The sequence below is a fragment of the Rouxiella sp. Mn2063 genome, assembly GCF_049319665.1.
Lineage (GTDB): Bacteria > Pseudomonadota > Gammaproteobacteria > Enterobacterales > Enterobacteriaceae > JBMOUD01.
Window position 1 is genome coordinate 74550 of record NZ_JBMOUD010000013.1, and the last position, 16509, is coordinate 91058.

Consider the following 16509-nt stretch of genomic DNA (forward strand, 5'->3'; position numbering starts at 1 on the left):
AATAGGCACTCTACACCCTGGAGTTAACTCCAGGGTCAAGCGAAAAAACCAGATTAAAGATAGAGGGAGCGAACAATCAGGAAATGTCCACCAAAGTAACAGGCTGCAACCAGTGCATCAGCCAGGCGGAACTTGAAGCGATAGTGACTAATCAGCCAAATCACATTGGCGAGCAGCAGCAATACCGTCCCGCACAGTACAGAGAAGGCCAGATTAGTACTGCGTGCAAAGTACTGCTCACCGGCAAACCACACCATCAATAGCGTCATGCCGATATAGGCGGCGATTGGCCAGCGCATTTCGTGCAATTTGGTCCAGATTATTGCCAACAGAACAATGCCGATAGCGAGCAAGATAAGTGGCAAAGGCCAGAACAGGCTGAATGTCATCTGACTGGCAAAAGCAATGGTATACAGCAGGTGTGATAAGAAGAACGCGCCAATAGCGTACAGAATACGTTCACGCGGGAGCAAGAGTAGGAGATCGGCAATCAGTGTGGCGACCAACCCGAGCAAGATAAGATAACTATAAGTGGTTAATTCTGGCGCTTGCCAAACTAATAACACTAATAATAACAATGTAATGGGTTTAAACAACCAGCCTTGCCAGCGCGTGCCACGATAGCGTGCATCTACGTATAACCAACCGGAGAGAAATACGGCAATAAATGGCCAACTCATTGTTTATCCTTTTTCTAAGGTCAGATGGAAACAAACCACGATGAGATGATGACGAAATCTCATCGTGGTTATTCAGTGTAGAGTCGAGATTTACTACCAGCAATCATCATGAAAAAACAGCCGCATATTGCGGCTGTAGTTTTATTTACGCTTTGGCATTGGTGGCTGGGTTTTCTGCCAGGCTAGCAGCTCGAATACGCCAAACAAGAAGATGCGCAGTTGTAGCCAAGCACCGATTTTCTTTTGATCTTTGCCTTGTGTCGCCTTCAATAACGTCACTTGCAAGCCATGCATGAAAAGCATGAAGAATGCCGCTACATCGAGGAAGTATTTCATCGGCTTAGGGAACGGATGAATAAAATTCAACAGCAAAAAGGCCCAGATGCACAGCATCAACAGGCGACCGATATTAATCAACATCTGACGGCTCCAGTGGTAGCGACGAGACGGACGGCGTCACATCTCGATGATATAAGCGATAAGCGACTTGTCCAGCGACCTTTTCACGGTGCAGTCGCCAACTGGCAGGCACCGGTATCGCGCCGTGTTCGACTTCGGCTTCAACGTAAATCCAGGCTTCATCGGCCAGCCAACCTTGTGTTTCCAATAGGCTGAGTGTTTCTTGCAAAATCCCTTTACGGAATGGCGGATCGACAAACACGATATCGTGCGCCGTGCCTGTTTTCGCCAACCATTGCAATGCATTGACATTAAAGACTTTTCCGTCTGTCGCATTGAGCAGCGCCAGATTCTTTTCTAATTGCTGGGCTACCGGGCGTTCAAACTCCAGTAGCGTGGCGCTGCCAGCGTAGCGGGATAGCGCTTCCAGCCCTAATGCACCACTACCGGCGAAGCAATCAAGACAGCGCGCGCCCTGAATCATCGGTGCTAGCCAGTTAAACAGGGTTTCGCGCACACGATCGGTGGTCGGACGCAGGCCGGGGCTGTGTGGAACCGGTAATTTGCGTCCGCGCCATTGTCCGCCGATCAGGCGAATCTGGCCTGCGGCAGGGGTTTGCGGTTTTTTTGCCATAATGGATTTTTATTGATCTTTACTGACGTTTGGAACGCTATTCTACCGGTGTCGCGGCGTTGGGCCAATGTTTAAGATTGTTGATTGAATTGACAGCAGAAATCATCACGCAAACGTGTTGCCGCTAAGGGAAAGTGATAGACTGTTAGGTTATTACCTTTATTGATAATCCGTTCGCCAGCAATTAACGGCGAGGAGTGAAGTTGTAAAATGGCAAAACAGAAAAAACGTGGATTTTTCTCCTGGCTGGGACTTGGCGGCAAGGAAGAAGAACAAAAACCATCGATAGAGACAACCGACGCTCCGAAAACTGAGCAGCCTGTCGATGTCGTAGAACCTATCGATGCAGTAGAACCTGTCAACGCAGCAGAAGACGTTGCAAAAGGCGTAGAACCCGACGCGCAATTATCGCAGGTTGAGCCTGCGATAATTGAAGACGTGTTAGCAGAAGATAAACCGGCAGCAGAGTCCTTTGCTGAGAATGTTGTTGTGGTGACTGAAGAGGTCGCGGCATTACAACATCCTGCACAACCTGAAATCGCTCAGGTAGAGGTAGAAGAACAAGCTGTCGTAGAAGAAATTATTGAGCCTGAACCGGTCGTTGTGCCAGAGGTTCAGGAAGCAGCAGCCTTGCCGGTTGAGTTGGAACCTATTATCAGTGCGCCTGCCGTAGAAACTGAGCAGAAGCGCCCAACCAAAGAAGGTTTCTTCGCTCGCCTGAAACGTAGTTTGGTCAAAACGCGTCAAAATTTGGGGTCAGGGTTTGTTAGCCTGTTCCGCGGTAAGAAAATTGACGATGACCTGTTCGAAGAACTCGAAGAGCAGCTATTGATAGCCGACGTTGGGGTCGAAACCTCGCGTAAAATTATCGCCTCCCTCACGGAACATGCCACGCGTCGCCAGTTAAAAGACGCCGACTCGTTGTATGTGAAGCTGAAGGAAGAAATGTCTGAAATATTGGCTAAAGTTGACCAACCGCTGGATGTTAGCGGTAAAACCCCGTATGTCATTCTTATGGTCGGGGTGAACGGCGTGGGTAAAACTACGACGATCGGTAAATTGGCGCGTCAATTTGAGGCCGAAGGTAAATCCGTCATGTTAGCGGCGGGCGATACCTTCCGTGCTGCGGCAGTAGAGCAGTTACAAGTGTGGGGCCAACGCAATAACATTCCCGTTATCGCGCAGCACACGGGTGCGGATTCTGCGTCGGTTATTTTTGATGCGATTCAAGCGGCTAAAGCACGTGGTGCGGATGTCTTGATCGCGGATACCGCCGGACGTTTGCAGAATAAATCTCACTTGATGGAAGAGCTGAAGAAGATCGTCCGCGTCATGAAAAAACTGGACGAAGATGCCCCTCATGAGGTTATGCTGACGCTCGATGCCAGCACCGGCCAGAATGCGGTAAGTCAGGCTAAACTGTTTAATGAAGCCGTGGGTTTGACCGGTATTACGCTGACCAAATTAGATGGCACAGCCAAAGGCGGAGTGATTTTCGCTATTGCTGACCAATTCGGTATTCCTATCCGTTATATCGGGGTAGGCGAAGGCATTGAAGATTTGCGGCCATTTAAGGCCGACGATTTTATTGAGGCACTTTTTGCCCGAGAGGATTAATACGGATGATTCGCTTTGAACAGGTCAGTAAAGCTTATCTAGGCGGGCGACAGGCGTTGCAAGGCGTCGATTTTCATATCCAGCCGGGGGAGATGGCATTTCTGACCGGACATTCCGGCGCGGGTAAAAGTACCCTGCTGAAGTTGATTTGTGGCATTGAACGGCCAAGCGCCGGGCATATTTATTTCGGTGGCCACGATATCAGCCGGCTAAAGAGCAGCGAAGTGCCATTCTTACGGCGTCAGATCGGTATGATCTTCCAGGATCACCACTTGCTGATGGATCGCACTGTTTATGACAATGTCTCGATGCCATTGATCATTGCTGGCGCCAGTGTTGAAGACATTCGCCGTCGCGTATCCGCGGCGCTGGATAAAGTGGGCCTGTTGGATAAAGCTAAAAACTTCCCGATTCAACTCTCCGGTGGTGAGCAACAGCGTGTCGGTATTGCTCGTGCTGTGGTCAACAAGCCTGCGGTATTACTGGCGGATGAGCCAACGGGCAACCTTGATGAAGTGCTATCAGAAGGTATTCTGCGCTTGTTTGAAGAATTTAACCGCGTTGGCGTGACCGTGTTGATGGCAACGCACGACATGGGGCTTATCGCGCGTCGCCAGTACCGCACATTGACGCTCAGTCAGGGCCGCATCGCGGGAGGCGCGCACTATGGCTAACCCGCCAAATGCAGTAAAAACGAATAAAAGCGCGCGTAAGGCTAAAAGTAAGGCCTTACAAGGCGGCTGGCGTGAACAGTGGCGTTATTCATGGGATAACGCCTTTGCTGACATGTTGCGTCAACCTTTGGCGACGCTGCTGACGATTATGGTGATCGCCATTTCACTCACGCTGCCAAGTGTATGTTATCTGGTGTGGAAAAACGTCAGCCAGGCGGCAGAGCAGTGGTACCCAACGCCACAATTGACCGTTTATCTTGATAAATCACTCGATGATGATGCGGCCGAAAACGTGGTGAAAGCGCTAAAAGCTGAAGCGGGCGTTGATAAGGTCAATTACCTGTCGCGTGCCGAAGCAATGGGCGAGTTCCGCAACTGGTCTGGCTTTGGCGGCGCAATGGATATGCTGGAGCAAAATCCATTGCCGGCGGTCGCGATTATCACGCCGAAAATGAATTTCCAGGATGCGGCTACGCTCAATACTTTGCGTGACCGAGTTGCTGCGGTACAAGGCGTCGATGAAGTCCGAATGGATGACAGCTGGTTTGCCCGCCTGGCCGCGCTTACCGGATTAGTTGGCCAAATAGCCGCGATGATCGGCGTGTTGATGGTGATTGCCGTATTCCTGGTCATTGGTAACAGTGTGCGACTGAGTATCTTTAGCCGCCGCGATACCATTAACGTGATGAAACTGATTGGTGCGACTGACGGCTTTATCCTGCGGCCATTCCTTAACGGCGGCGCGTTGCTTGGCTTTAGCGGTGCATTTTTGTCGCTGATTTTGTCTGAACTGCTGGTTTTCCGTCTGGAAGCTGTGGTGACTCGCGTGGCATCGGTATTTGGTACCACCTTTGATTTACACGGTTTGGCATGGGATGAAAGCCTGTTATTGCTGTTGATCTCGGCAATGATAGGGTGGATCGCCGCGTGGCTGGCAACGGTGCAACATTTACGGCGATTTACACCAGAATAATGTTTTTTTGTTATACTCACCTCTTGCTGCCGAGGATCTTGTGGCAAGAGGTGATCCTAAATCTGTGCATCAACTGTCTTTCAAGCGTTCGATTAATCGATCTAACCCATGATTTGGCAGGCACAGAATGTTCCCTCCAAACGCACAATTTCCCTATCAAAAATCTTCGGATTCACCTAAAGTCGATGAGTTATGTCGGTATTTTTCAGTGAACTTTTGCTGGGATGGTGAGTCTGATATAGCAGTAAATGTGAGCGGTTCTGCGTTGTTTTTCAGGTGGTATGACTCCCCTGCAGCGTTGTGTAAAACCTACCTTACGTCACATTATGAGAGGCTTGAATGACCAAAGAAATGCAAACTTTAGCTTTAGTTCCCCAAGGTAGCTTGGAAGCCTATATCCGGGCAGCCAACACTTATCCTATGCTTACAGCAGAGGAAGAGCGGGCTTTGGCTGAACGGCTGCATTACGACGGCGATTTAGAGGCCGCCAAACATCTGATCCTGTCCCACCTGCGTTTTGTTGCGCATATTGCCCGTAATTATGCGGGCTATGGCTTGCCGCAGGCTGACCTGATTCAGGAAGGTAACATCGGTCTGATGAAAGCGGTTCGCCGTTTTAATCCAGAAGTGGGTGTTCGCTTGGTATCCTTTGCTGTGCATTGGATCAAAGCAGAGATCCATGAATACGTATTGCGCAACTGGCGTATCGTGAAAGTGGCGACTACCAAAGCGCAGCGTAAGTTGTTCTTCAACTTGCGCAAAAACAAACAGCGTTTAGGCTGGTTCAGCAATGAAGAAGTTGAACACGTTGCTCGTGAGCTTGGTGTAACCAGCAAAGACGTGCTGGAGATGGAATCGCGTATGGCCGCTCAGGACATGACGTTTGATCCAACGCCAGACGAAGAGCCGCGTGATGGCCAGGCAATGGCACCAATGCTTTACCTGCAAGATAAAAGCTCTGACTTTGCAGAAAGCATCGAAGAAGATAACTGGGAACATAGCGCGGCTGACAAACTGACCAACGCAATGGAAGGTTTGGATGAGCGCAGCCAGGATATCATTCGCGCCCGTTGGTTAGACGATGATAATAAATCCACCTTGCAGGAACTCGCCGATAAATACGGCGTATCTGCCGAGCGTGTTCGCCAGCTTGAAAAGAACGCGATGAAAAAACTGCGATTAGCTATCGAAGCTTGATAGCTGGTTGATGTGTAAGACGGCCCGGAAACGGGCCGTTTTCTTTTGTATCGACTAGACGGTTATTCATCAAATTGCTGACGATTTTTCTTTAACCCTTCTATTTTGATCAAGAAATCATAAATCGGTGCAATCCGCTGAAAATCTTTGCTTAATACGCTGACTAATTGATCTGAAAACAGCATGTCCATATCCATCTGATGGCTAATCAAGGCAAAAGACTTTCTGTTGTACCAAGTAGCCAGTTCTGGTTGTTGATCTTTAATCAGCGGTCGTTTGTAACTTTCACCTTCCAGCGCATAATTAGGCTGCAAACGTTGCGCCATTTTGAGAAAAGCCTGTGGATCTTTGAGCATTTGCTGACGGAAAAAATCCATCGTAATTTTTGATGCGCTGTAATACCCCAATCCGTAACGCCACCAATCCGGACCCAATTCAAAAAAGTAAGTGGGCGCATCGGTCCAGTTTTTACGCGAACGTTTAAAGCTCAACCACATGTTGCTGCGATAAATCGACTTATCCCGCGAAAAACGAGTATCACGGTGCATTCTGGATAGCGTTTTTCCAATTGCCGGACGAACTTCAAACAGCTCGTCAATCACCAGCATGTCTTGACTCAAATCTGTCACCAGACCGCGAAAAGGCTCTAATAATGCGTGCTGATAAGTATCACGATTTTCCTCGAACCACTCTTTGTTATTGTTCTGACTAAGCTCTAATAAGAAAGTCAGGCCTTGCTGTGAAAATCCTGAAAACGCTGCCATGATGATCCCTTTTAACGGACAAGATACTGATATGGACTAATAACGGTTGTCTGTATACTTAAACAGCCTGTGAATTAAAACAGTATCGCTGAAGATGGCATAGAGATCAAAAAGAACACCGGCATGCGCGGTGTTTTATGAATTGGCTCTTATCTCGAACATTTTCGTAAAAACAGTGCATTCAAATATGGCTTAGTAAGTCTATATTTGGAGATCGTTAGCAAAAATATAGTGCATATAAATTGCAGCTATTTTCCCTTTAATTACGGGGAGTTTATTAAATACAGCGGGATAGGGCAGAATGGAAAATCAAAGTGTTAAGGATATTAACGCAGCCAGCATTCATGAGCCGGGTGTACAACGTTCGACTCGCGGCTGGGTGAATGGTTTTTTAGGTATGCTGATTTTCAGTGGATCTTTGCCTGCTACTCGGGTTGCTGTACTGGAGTTTGATCCCGTTTTATTAACGGCTGTTCGAGCGGTTATTGCCGCATTGTTGGCGCTTTGTGTCCTACTTCTTACCCGACAAAAACGGCCGCAACGCCAAGATATTCTGCCGCTGGTATTCGTTGCTGTTGGTGTAGTGATTGGTTTTCCTTTATTAACCGCATTCGCTTTACAGCATATGACGTCATCCCACTCATTGGTCTATATCGGCCTCTTGCCTTTATCGACCGCCTGTTTTGGCGTATTACGCGGCGGAGAACGTCCTAGACCGGCATTCTGGGCATTTTCAGTATTGGGAAGTTTGCTGGTGGCAGCCTTTGCTCTGAGCCAAGGCTCGGAAGGCTCGTGGACGGGGGATTTGCTGATGCTGGCAGCGATTGTGCTTTGTGGTTTAGGCTATGCCGAGGGCGCGGTACTTACGCGTAAATTAGGCGGATGGCAGGTGATCTGCTGGGCGTTGCTAATCGCGTTACCGCTTGCAGTCGTTGTTGCAGCCTTTTCTGCGCCGCCGGCTTGGCCGGTTGCCAGCGCTAGCGCATGGATATCGTTAATCTATGTTTCGGTATTTAGCATGTGGATCGGTTTTATTTTTTGGTATCGTGGTCTGGCACAAGGCGGCATTGCTGCAGTGGGGCAATTACAACTGCTACAACCTTTCTTTGGGCTAGTCCTGGCCAGTTTGGTATTACATGAGACTGTGCAACCTTCCATGATTGTCGTAATGGCCGGGGTATTAGTTTGCGTCTTTGGTGCGAAGCGATTTTCTCGGTAAGTTTGTGCGTGATGCAGGGCACAGCGAATGCGCCCTGTTCCGCATATATCAATGATGAATCACTCTATGGTCGGCTTTAGTTATTCCGCTTTCTCTACCGTATCAAATTGCCGTATTTTAGCCCTGCGGCGATAGAGTTTACGTTTCATTTTACTCAGGCTATGGCCTAGTAATCGATAAGCAATATCACTAAAGCTGATTTTTGAGATAACGACTAACCCTTCCCCTTGTTCATAGCCTTTGTTTTTCTTTAAGAAAAAGTCGGCATCTCTATTGGTATTATCCTTTGCTGCTTGTGAGCCATGCGCCGTGCCAAAATTAGTTGGAGAAACAAACACGCCATCACTTTCTATTACTTTCAAATCAAATAGATCAGAGATATTTCTACAATTGGCTTTCATTTTATTATTTGACGTATAGTTTCTTCTTGTTGGCCACGTATGGTTCATTAGTGAGTTTTTGACCGAGGCTCTGTAGCTTGATGGATGAATGCAAACAGCAAAAAAATAAGAGGGATAGCGGTTTTTCACTATCTCTGCTGTAACCATTTTAATATATGATGATTTCATTAAGTTATTATTTCGGTATTTTTCAATGAAACCCGCTTGGCTTCTAAATACGTTGGTCTTTTTATTATCTATATCGAATAGATAACGCTGCATACAAAGGTAGCCAACGGGTTTTTCACCATCATAATAAATAATGATTTTTTTTGATGCTGATTTTTCTGGGTGAAATGTTTTTATCTTTTCATCAAGAGACATATTGTCAGGCGGTGAAAATATACTGGAATATAATGACTTTAGGATTGCTGCTAGCTCTAATGAATAAACTTCATCATCAGAAAATTTTTCGATTCTTAGCATAAAGTTAATCTTTGTTGGCAGGAGAACTATAAAGCTAGTTCATTAAATAAGAGTTTTCCAATTGTAATTAGCTCAAAAAGCAAAATATCCCAGAGTTGAGTATGTATAAATGCTAGTCCATGGTAATTGTTATTTATAGATATTCCGCGTAGTCAGGAGAATCGCTGTGCAGAGCAAAAAGCTATACGTTTTACAGGCATTGCCTAAAGGTCGGGTAATAGAGATCAGCCTTGATACTGGTGATGTGCATATCGTCATCGATGATATGGACTCGCATCCAGACGGCATTGCAATAGATAAGGCTGCTGGTCGGATTTATTGGACCAATATGGGCGTAGTGAAAGAACAAGAGAGCTTGGAGTTCTTTCAGGCTGACGGCAGTCTGGAAACCTGCTTGTTAGATGGCTCGGCTAGACAGACAATCCTTGGAAACGGCCTATTTGTTACCGGAAAACAGTTGCTGCACGACGCTGAGACCCAATCTTTATACTGGTGTGACAGGGAAGGGATGCGCGTATTCCGCGTTGATCAAGATGGCAAAAATATTCAGGTATTAGTACAGCGAGGCTTATTCCCAAGAGACTCTCGTGATTATACCCGGCACTGTGTAGGCATTGCGCTGGATAAGAAAAACGACATGCTTTATTGGACCGAAAAGGGACCCTCTAAAGGCGGCCAAGGGAAGATATTGCGAGCCGGTCTCACGCTACCTGAAAATCAGCGCGCGGATAACCGGCAGGATATTGAGGTAGTGATGGCTAATCTGCCGGAACCAATAGATTTAGAACTCGACGCCAAAAATAACATCATGTATTGGACAGATCGAGGGGATAGCAAAAGAGGCGGCAACACCCTCAATTGTGCCGACATTTCCAACGGAAAATTCATCAATCATAGGATTTTGGCCGCAGGTCTGGATGAAGGTATCGCACTAGCTTTGGATGAAGATAATCGCGCTATTTACCTCACCGATTTAGGCGGCAATATCTATAAGCACCAGCTAGATAACCCCGGCTCACTGGAAAAACTCTTCACATTTGGGCCGCTGACAGGTTTAGCGATTGTGTGACGACTTAAATGCCATTCCCGGCAGGAATGGCTATTATTCTCAGCGGCTGTCTACCTGCATAGCTGATGTTTCTGGAAGATGTCATCTGGAAGAGCGAGAACTGCTCGTCGATATGACATCAACAAATTCCGGAGATTACTATGTCACTGCAAGATAAACTGGATGCATTTAAAGCCGATTTTACCGCCGGTAAACCACCGTACAACGCCCCTGCCGAGATCCACCCTATTATGACGCGCGCGACTGATGAACTGATCGCCAGTGGTCAGGCCGGACGAGCGATTAAAGCTGGAGATCTCGCCCCCGAGTTCTTCTTGAAAGATCAAAATGGGAAAGATATATCATCGGTCGAGTTGCTGGCTAGCGGGCCATTGGTGGTGACGTTTTATCGTGGTGTATGGTGTCCGTACTGCAATCTTGAGTTGCAGGCCATTAATGAAGTACTACCGCAGATTCAGGCTCTAGGAGCCAATGTCGTGGCTATTTCACCACAAACTCAGCCGAATAGTCGTAAGTCAGTACGTACCAATCAACTTAGCTTTCCTGTTCTAAGCGATGCTAATGGTCATATTAGTGATGCCTTCGGCCTGCGTTTTAAGCTGCCCGATTATCTGATTGAGTTATACAAAATGCTGCAAAATGATCTGCCTGCAATCAACAACGACTCGAGCTGGACACTACCTATACCGGCGCGTTATGTCATTGGGCGGGATGGTATTGTGCTGTACTCAGAAGTTAATCCTGATTATACCCACCGTCCTGATCCTGCGGATATGTTCCCGGTGCTTGAAAAAGCGACCCGACACGAGTGATGTAGAGGCAAGCCCGTGCCGAGCTAATGGCATGGGCGAGCTTTACCTAGCCATCACGTTATCGACAAAGTCGACGAATGCACGGGCCTTGGCAGACACTAATCTGCCCGATGGGAATACTGCCCATAAATCTATCGGTGGTAATTCCCAATCAGGCAGGACGACTTGAACCTGACCTTGTGCCAGCTCCTCTGAAAACATCCAGACCGAAGCGACTGCAATACCCATATCAGCCAAAACGGCGGTGCGAATGCCTTCTGCTGCATTGACTCGTATCCTCCCGGAGACGATCATCGCCACCTCTCGACCATTCTGGCTGAAAGACCAAGATTCACCGCCGCCGCGCAAGACATAAACAATTGCCTGATGTTGGGCTAAATCTGTCGGTGTCTGTGGTATACCTGTGCGGGAAAAATAACGTGGTGTACCAACCACCAAGCGGCGGCTCTGCGAGATATGCCGTGCTGTCATACTCGAGTCTTGAAGTTCGCCCATGCGTAATGCTACATCGGTGCCTTCTCCCAGCAGGTCGATATTGTGATCGTCTAGCGACAGGTCGATATTCAGGTTTGGATGTTTATCTAGAAAAGTCTGCAAGGCTGGAAGGATATGCAGGCGAGCAAACGTCACCGGGGCACTAACACGTAATGTGCCAGATAACCCCCTGGAAGTGTCTTGTACCGCCTGTTCTGCTTCATCGGCCTGGTCTATGACACGTTTGGCATGTTCATAGAACCGTTGGCCTGCGTCCGTCGGTGTTAAACCACGTGTTGAGCGTAATAACAGCCTTGCCCCAAGGTGTTCTTCCAAGCGTGCGATGGTTTTGGAAACTGCCGGCTGACCGAGTTTTAATCGTCTGGCAGCACCAGAAAATGAACCCATTTCCACCACGCTGATATAAGTCTCCATTGCCATCAATCGATCCATTGCTATATTCCCATTCGGTTATTTATTGCCATGCTACATGCTGTGTGGTTTCAATCGCCGAAAAATTCTATAGCTTGGCCGTTTAGGCGCGGGTGATGTATCACTACATCCAAAAATTGGCCGGTGTAGAAATCGAACACAACGACCTCATCTTGCGCCACGCAGTACAAATGCCCGCCAGGACCGAATCTTAGCCCACGCGGATGACGGAAAGAGACTCTTTTTTCCGGTGAGAATATCCGCACAAGTTCGCCATTCAGCCGATCGTATTCTCGTACCGTAGTGACCGAGGAGTCCTGCCCATAGGGAAATTCGCTCGATACCAGAATATTGCCGTTGGGACCGATTGCTAAATCAAGTGGGCTCACGGCATTATCGGTAATATGACGGGCCGATTTAAGCTTGCCATCCGGTGAAAATTCCAGAATGGTATTTTCACCATTACCTTGTGGGCCAATACCTGAGGCTAAGAACAAGCTGCCATCATCGGCGTAAGCAAAGCCCCTTGGGAATGGCACAACACCATGTTGTAGCACGGGTATTGCTCTGCTATCCAGATTGGCAGGGAAGGCCGTGACGGTTTTGTCGGTACGTAGCCCAACATAATATTGTCCGTTCGGACCCAGATTGCCACCACCAGCGTTAAGTCCGGGAATATGTCCGCTGTCGAGTTGAATTGTGCCACTTTTATCCAGTGCCAGTATCCTGTCGCTACCACTGTTAATGTACAGCAGTTGGCTATCGGTACTCACGCGCATACCACGTGGGTCCGTGATCCGCGGATCGTCGCTGAATGTCCCGAGGGGCAAGCCATCTATAGAAAATGCCAGAACCTGGCCATATCCATCCCCGTTGGCACCTGAAGCACTTGTGACGAGTATCTTCATCCTCTTAATGCCTGTACGCAGGATACATTGAGCATGGATCGGTATATCAAACGGGGAGCGGTTAACAGAAGGGCGCAGAAAAACCTATTCATTGGGTTATCCTTGATGTGATAGAGGGAAACACATCATCTTCAGCGCAGGCAGCTCGCAGCGGAAGGCCTCTGTTGGCAATAGATGTCATTCCACAGAGGAATAAATAGTGTCAAAAGCCGGACAGGGAACTGTTTCAGATATCCTAATTGATGTTTTCTTGTATTTCGTTGTCCCCTAGCGTTCGATACTCTGTTGCTACCTCGACGCTGATATCCATTGAACAGATAGAGAAAAGGGCGCATTAAGCGCCCATTTCTAATCATTATGCGAAGCGAAGCAATTAGTAGCCAGGTACGTGAGCCGCTTTCATGATCAGATTTGCTACGGCTTGAGGCTGAGAGATTAACGATACGTGGCTAGATTTTAGCTCTATCGTTTGCGCATGCATGCGCTTTGCCATAAAGCGTTCAAGATCTGGGTTAATGGTGCGATCTTCGGTAGAAACAGCATAGTAGGTTGGCTTAAATTGCCATGCCGCTACCGTTGTTTTGGCCATGGTGATTGCTTTTCCCATTGGCTGCTGAACTGCGTAATAGGCTTTAGCCTCTTTTTCCGGCAGATCGCCTGCGAAATCATGAATGAAAGCGGATTCTGTCAACGCGCCAAAATCACCATTCCACTTTATTCCGGCAGATGCCGGTGCTGCTGGGAATTTCTTAGTCAGCGCAGGGTAATCTTCACCGGCCTCTGGCGCGCGGGCAGCAATATAGACCAAACCTTTTACTTCTGGCTCATTACCCGCTTGGCTGATGACCATGCCGCCATAAGAGTGTGCTACCAAGATGACCGGGCCATTTTGTAGCGCCAGCGCACGTTTTACTGCAGCAACATCATTATCCAATGAGGTTGTTGGGTTCTGAACTGAGGTCACATGCAGGCCTTTGGCTTGCAGCAGCGGGATAACTTTGGACCAGCTTGACCCATCAGCAAATAAGCCATGAACCAGAACGATATTAGTGACTTCTTGGGGTGCCGATGTTGATGTGGTATCTGCTTGAGCAACAGAGACGCCCATTCCAGCAATAACCAGTGAAGCGATAAACGATAGATTGCGCAGTTTCATGATGATTCCTCTAAACAGGGTGTGAATCGCAATATATCAAGCCGGGGGCAACAAAAGGCTGACTCAAAAATGACAAAAGAATGACAAGCCTGGCAAGGTGACCTCTCTTACTTAACTACCGCCGTCATCAGCTCATTAAACCGTGTGGTATAGGCTGGCGATAGCATCTCGCGTTTCATCGCCCAGCTGCGTTCGATGCCCTGACCGGCGAACCATATTTTGCCGATACCTTGTTGGTTGATGCGATCCAGCGTTTGCATTAGCCGTTGGCTGTTGGGTTTTGGCTGATACTCATCAAACAGATTAAGTTGTGCCACGCCTTGACTGAAAAAGTCACCCAACATTACGCCACCTTTCTGATAGCGGTAGCCGGGCTTCCAGATTTGTTCGAGGCAACGTACTGCTGCATTGAGAATATCGCGACTGTCTTGCGTTGGAGTATTCACGGCGATCGCCGAATAGTTACTGTAATAGGGAATATTAGGGTCGTGCGGGCTGGTTTTGATAAAGGCGGAGATATAGCGGCAATATTGGTGCTCAGCGCGTAGTTTCTCTGCTGCTCGCACCGCGTAGCTGCAAATTGCTTCGCGCATATCCTGAAACTCGGTAATGCGCTCACCAAAGGAACGCGAACAGATAATCTGTTGTTTACTTGGCAATGACTCTTCAAAGGCCAGGCAACTTTCTCCCCGAAGCTCCCGCACCGTGCGCTCGAGTACTACGCTAAAATGCTTGCGGATTAACGTCGATGGACTGTCTGCCAGTTGCAATGCAGTTTTAATCCCCAACATATTCAACTGTTTACTAATACGTCGGCCCACGCCCCAGACTTCACCCACCGGGATCAGATGCATTAATTTTCTTTGTCGTTCAGACGATGATAAATCCAGCACGCCGCCGGTTGCCTTCCAGGTTTTCGCCGCCAGATTAGCCAGTTTGGCCAACGTTTTGGTGGGGGCGATACCGACGCCAACCGCGAGGTGATTCTCTTTATAGATTTTATCTTGAATCTGTTTACCAAAGTCGTGCAGCGGCATAAGTTTATTGATACCACTGAGATCAAGAAAGGCTTCATCAATCGAATACACATCGACTGCCGGGGCCAGTGCTTCCAGCGTTTCCATCACCCGATTAGACATATCTGCATATAGCGCATAGTTGGAGGAAAAGACCGCCACATTATGACGCTTAACCTCATCGCGTATCTTAAAATACGGCGCGCCCATTTTTATCTCTAGGCGCTTGGCCTCAGCATTACGAGCGATAACGCAGCCGTCGTTATTCGACAGTACTACTACCGGGCGTCCGCGTAAGTCTGGCCGAAAAATGGTTTCGCAGGAGGCGTAAAACGAATTAACGTCCACCAGGGCAAACATCTCAGCGTGCCGCATAAATAATAAAAGTCACCACTCCGAAGATCTCTAGCGATGTGTCGTCATCAAAGGTAATAGGCGCATAGCTGGGGTTCATAGCCAGCAGTTGCAGCCTCGGTTTGGTACAAAGCCTTTTGACGGTAAATTCGCCATTAACCGATGCTACGACAATATTGTCATGTACCGCGGTCAGCGCGCTATCGACCACTAGCAAATCCCCTTCATTGATATTGGCATCAGTCATTGAATGCCCAGAAACGCGCACAAAATAAGTGGCGCTAGGGTGCTGGACTAAAAATTTGTTCAGATCAAGGCGTGACTCAACGTAGTCCTGTGCTGGGCTAGGGAAACCGCAAGGCACGCGCTCCAGGAATAGCGGCAGTAAGGACTCTGACTGAGACTCAGTGGGTTTGTAGCAGATCATCACACACCTATTAATACTGTTTTTATATACAGTATTAATGTTGGCAATCTGTCAATCAAGACTGTGTGATAAAGAAAATGCTATCAGGTTGATGAATGAGGGAATTTAGTTTTGACCTCATTCCTTGAATATTTTGTATGCTAAGAAAAAGGCTGGTGGTTTGTATCGTTCGAATCGTTAAACAAAATTACAATATTACTCATACAAACTTTGCGAATAGCTCTTATAGCAGGATACTTTTTATGAGCGAACGTCAGCGCATTACTATCTTTGTTCTTCATGATGACTCGCCAGCTGATTTTGAATTTGTCCTGGCATGGATAGAAAAATGGAAAAGTGTTGTCAGTATTGCTGATTATAGTACGGGGGGATGGGAGCATTTATGGGATATAGAAGCCCCTGCCGAAGCGATAATTGAAGTCCCTGAAGAATGGTTATGCCTCAGTGATTGGTCTTCATCACACAGTGGGCTATTCGGCAATAAATGACTATATTTGAGCATATAAATGAAAAAGGACGGGCGCTGACCCGTCCTAAAGAATATTGATATATTTTTCATGCTTTGCATTACAACGAAAGCGCATCTTTCACCCCCAGTCGCTGTTAGCAATCTAAGCTCCTAAGGATAAATGGGGCGGTTTCCTAAGATTTTTCCCCTCCTGTCAACGCCAACGTTGTTCACATTGTTTCTTGACCGATTTGTCTCTCGATTGCCGCTTACCGACAGCTTAAAATTTATGGGGTATATAATAAAAAAAGATGTCTAATTCTATTTAATTACCACTTTTATAGATAACTCATACGATATTAATGCGTTTCTTACCTGAGCCAAAATCTA

At 47.6% G+C, this 16509-nt stretch carries 18 protein-coding genes; 8 read left to right on the forward strand and 10 right to left on the reverse strand.

Going from position 1 to position 16509, the window contains the following annotated elements; all coding sequences use genetic code 11:
* Nucleotides 1-53 precede the first annotated feature (53 nt).
* The 3 genes from ACL9RG_RS17430 to rsmD all read right to left on the reverse strand — a co-directional run bounded on the left by ACL9RG_RS17430 (nucleotide 54) and on the right by rsmD (nucleotide 1713).
* On the reverse strand, nucleotides 54-680 hold the full coding sequence (locus ACL9RG_RS17430; protein ID WP_422793898.1) for a lysoplasmalogenase: 627 nt from the start codon (nucleotides 678-680) through the stop codon (nucleotides 54-56).
* A gap of 141 nt (nucleotides 681-821) precedes the next feature.
* The gene (locus ACL9RG_RS17435; RefSeq protein WP_422793899.1) at nucleotides 822-1100 is read right to left on the reverse strand and encodes a DUF1145 family protein; all 279 of its coding nucleotides are present in this window, start codon (nucleotides 1098-1100) and stop codon (nucleotides 822-824) included.
* The gene (gene rsmD, locus ACL9RG_RS17440; protein ID WP_422793900.1) at nucleotides 1090-1713 is read right to left on the reverse strand and encodes a 16S rRNA (guanine(966)-N(2))-methyltransferase; all 624 of its coding nucleotides are present in this window, start codon (nucleotides 1711-1713) and stop codon (nucleotides 1090-1092) included. The genes ACL9RG_RS17435 and rsmD overlap by 11 nt, the downstream gene beginning before the upstream one ends.
* Before the next feature lie 210 nt (nucleotides 1714-1923).
* On the opposite strand from rsmD, the gene ftsY reads away from it, so the two are divergent.
* From ftsY to rpoH, 4 genes are all read left to right on the forward strand, one after another.
* A complete protein-coding gene (gene ftsY, locus ACL9RG_RS17445; protein ID WP_422793901.1) occupies nucleotides 1924-3330 on the forward strand; it encodes a signal recognition particle-docking protein FtsY in 1407 nt (468 codons plus the stop codon).
* Between the two features lie 5 nt (nucleotides 3331-3335).
* Complete coding sequence (gene ftsE, locus ACL9RG_RS17450) at nucleotides 3336-4004, forward strand: cell division ATP-binding protein FtsE (protein ID WP_422793902.1); 669 nt, start codon at nucleotides 3336-3338, stop codon at nucleotides 4002-4004.
* Nucleotides 3997-4977: a permease-like cell division protein FtsX gene (ftsX, locus tag ACL9RG_RS17455; protein WP_422793903.1), complete on the forward strand. Its 981-nt coding sequence runs from the start codon at nucleotides 3997-3999 to the stop codon at nucleotides 4975-4977. Before ftsE ends, ftsX begins: the two co-directional genes overlap by 8 nt.
* A gap of 339 nt (nucleotides 4978-5316) precedes the next feature.
* On the forward strand, nucleotides 5317-6174 hold the full coding sequence (rpoH, locus tag ACL9RG_RS17460; RefSeq protein ID WP_422793904.1) for an RNA polymerase sigma factor RpoH: 858 nt from the start codon (nucleotides 5317-5319) through the stop codon (nucleotides 6172-6174).
* Nucleotides 6175-6236: 62 nt separating this feature from the next.
* Here rpoH and ACL9RG_RS17465 read toward each other — a convergent pair whose 3' ends face one another.
* A complete protein-coding gene (locus ACL9RG_RS17465; protein ID WP_422793956.1) occupies nucleotides 6237-6941 on the reverse strand; it encodes a DUF2461 domain-containing protein in 705 nt (234 codons plus the stop codon).
* 298 nt (nucleotides 6942-7239) lie between these two features.
* On the opposite strand from ACL9RG_RS17465, the gene ACL9RG_RS17470 reads away from it, so the two are divergent.
* Entirely contained in the window at nucleotides 7240-8157 is a 918-nt protein-coding gene (locus ACL9RG_RS17470; protein WP_422793905.1) for a DMT family transporter, read from the forward strand.
* Between the two features lie 80 nt (nucleotides 8158-8237).
* On the opposite strand, the gene ACL9RG_RS17475 is transcribed toward ACL9RG_RS17470, so the two are convergent.
* Nucleotides 8238-9023 carry a hypothetical protein gene (locus tag ACL9RG_RS17475; RefSeq protein ID WP_422793906.1) on the reverse strand — a complete coding sequence of 262 codons (786 nt, stop codon included), beginning with the start codon at nucleotides 9021-9023 and terminating at the stop codon, nucleotides 8238-8240.
* Between the two features lie 166 nt (nucleotides 9024-9189).
* Here ACL9RG_RS17475 and ACL9RG_RS17480 point away from each other — a divergent pair, with 166 nt between their 5' ends.
* The gene (locus ACL9RG_RS17480) at nucleotides 9190-10092 is read left to right on the forward strand and encodes a hypothetical protein (protein WP_422793907.1); all 903 of its coding nucleotides are present in this window, start codon (nucleotides 9190-9192) and stop codon (nucleotides 10090-10092) included.
* A gap of 140 nt (nucleotides 10093-10232) precedes the next feature.
* The gene (locus tag ACL9RG_RS17485; protein ID WP_422793908.1) at nucleotides 10233-10904 is read left to right on the forward strand and encodes a peroxiredoxin-like family protein; all 672 of its coding nucleotides are present in this window, start codon (nucleotides 10233-10235) and stop codon (nucleotides 10902-10904) included.
* A gap of 42 nt (nucleotides 10905-10946) precedes the next feature.
* Here the strand turns inward: ACL9RG_RS17485 and ACL9RG_RS17490 are convergent, their stop codons facing one another.
* The 5 genes from ACL9RG_RS17490 to umuD form a co-directional block, all read right to left on the reverse strand.
* Nucleotides 10947-11831, reverse strand: a complete 885-nt coding sequence (locus tag ACL9RG_RS17490) for a LysR substrate-binding domain-containing protein (RefSeq protein WP_422793909.1) — start codon at nucleotides 11829-11831, stop codon at nucleotides 10947-10949.
* Between the two features lie 50 nt (nucleotides 11832-11881).
* Entirely contained in the window at nucleotides 11882-12718 is an 837-nt protein-coding gene (locus tag ACL9RG_RS17495) for a hypothetical protein (protein WP_422793910.1), read from the reverse strand.
* Between the two features lie 373 nt (nucleotides 12719-13091).
* On the reverse strand, nucleotides 13092-13874 hold the full coding sequence (locus tag ACL9RG_RS17500) for an alpha/beta fold hydrolase (RefSeq protein WP_422793911.1): 783 nt from the start codon (nucleotides 13872-13874) through the stop codon (nucleotides 13092-13094).
* A 107-nt stretch (nucleotides 13875-13981) separates the two neighbouring features.
* A complete protein-coding gene (gene umuC / locus ACL9RG_RS17505; protein ID WP_422793912.1) occupies nucleotides 13982-15250 on the reverse strand; it encodes a translesion error-prone DNA polymerase V subunit UmuC in 1269 nt (422 codons plus the stop codon).
* A 1-nt stretch (nucleotide 15251) separates the two neighbouring features.
* Nucleotides 15252-15671, reverse strand: coding sequence for a translesion error-prone DNA polymerase V autoproteolytic subunit (gene umuD / locus ACL9RG_RS17510; RefSeq protein WP_422793913.1), 420 nt, complete (start codon nucleotides 15669-15671; stop codon nucleotides 15252-15254).
* Nucleotides 15672-15913: 242 nt separating this feature from the next.
* Here umuD and ACL9RG_RS17515 point away from each other — a divergent pair, with 242 nt between their 5' ends.
* Complete coding sequence (locus tag ACL9RG_RS17515) at nucleotides 15914-16159, forward strand: hypothetical protein (protein ID WP_422793914.1); 246 nt, start codon at nucleotides 15914-15916, stop codon at nucleotides 16157-16159.
* Nucleotides 16160-16509: the final 350 nt, after the last annotated feature.

Coding starts and splice junctions, on each gene's coding strand:
- ACL9RG_RS17430 (WP_422793898.1), bottom strand. CDS start 680: ATGAGTTGGCCATTTATTGCCGTATTTCTCTCCGGTTGGTTATACGTA.
- ACL9RG_RS17435 (WP_422793899.1), bottom strand. CDS start 1,100: ATGTTGATTAATATCGGTCGCCTGTTGATGCTGTGCATCTGGGCCTTT.
- rsmD (WP_422793900.1), bottom strand. CDS start 1,713: ATGGCAAAAAAACCGCAAACCCCTGCCGCAGGCCAGATTCGCCTGATC.
- ftsY (WP_422793901.1), top strand. CDS start 1,924: ATGGCAAAACAGAAAAAACGTGGATTTTTCTCCTGGCTGGGACTTGGC.
- ftsE (WP_422793902.1), top strand. CDS start 3,336: ATGATTCGCTTTGAACAGGTCAGTAAAGCTTATCTAGGCGGGCGACAG.
- ftsX (WP_422793903.1), top strand. CDS start 3,997: ATGGCTAACCCGCCAAATGCAGTAAAAACGAATAAAAGCGCGCGTAAG.
- rpoH (WP_422793904.1), top strand. CDS start 5,317: ATGACCAAAGAAATGCAAACTTTAGCTTTAGTTCCCCAAGGTAGCTTG.
- ACL9RG_RS17470 (WP_422793905.1), top strand. CDS start 7,240: ATGGAAAATCAAAGTGTTAAGGATATTAACGCAGCCAGCATTCATGAG.
- ACL9RG_RS17475 (WP_422793906.1), bottom strand. CDS start 9,023: ATGCTAAGAATCGAAAAATTTTCTGATGATGAAGTTTATTCATTAGAG.
- ACL9RG_RS17485 (WP_422793908.1), top strand. CDS start 10,233: ATGTCACTGCAAGATAAACTGGATGCATTTAAAGCCGATTTTACCGCC.
- ACL9RG_RS17490 (WP_422793909.1), bottom strand. CDS start 11,831: ATGGATCGATTGATGGCAATGGAGACTTATATCAGCGTGGTGGAAATG.
- ACL9RG_RS17495 (WP_422793910.1), bottom strand. CDS start 12,718: ATGAAGATACTCGTCACAAGTGCTTCAGGTGCCAACGGGGATGGATAT.
- ACL9RG_RS17500 (WP_422793911.1), bottom strand. CDS start 13,874: ATGAAACTGCGCAATCTATCGTTTATCGCTTCACTGGTTATTGCTGGA.
- umuC (WP_422793912.1), bottom strand. CDS start 15,250: ATGTTTGCCCTGGTGGACGTTAATTCGTTTTACGCCTCCTGCGAAACC.
- umuD (WP_422793913.1), bottom strand. CDS start 15,671: ATGATCTGCTACAAACCCACTGAGTCTCAGTCAGAGTCCTTACTGCCG.
- ACL9RG_RS17515 (WP_422793914.1), top strand. CDS start 15,914: ATGAGCGAACGTCAGCGCATTACTATCTTTGTTCTTCATGATGACTCG.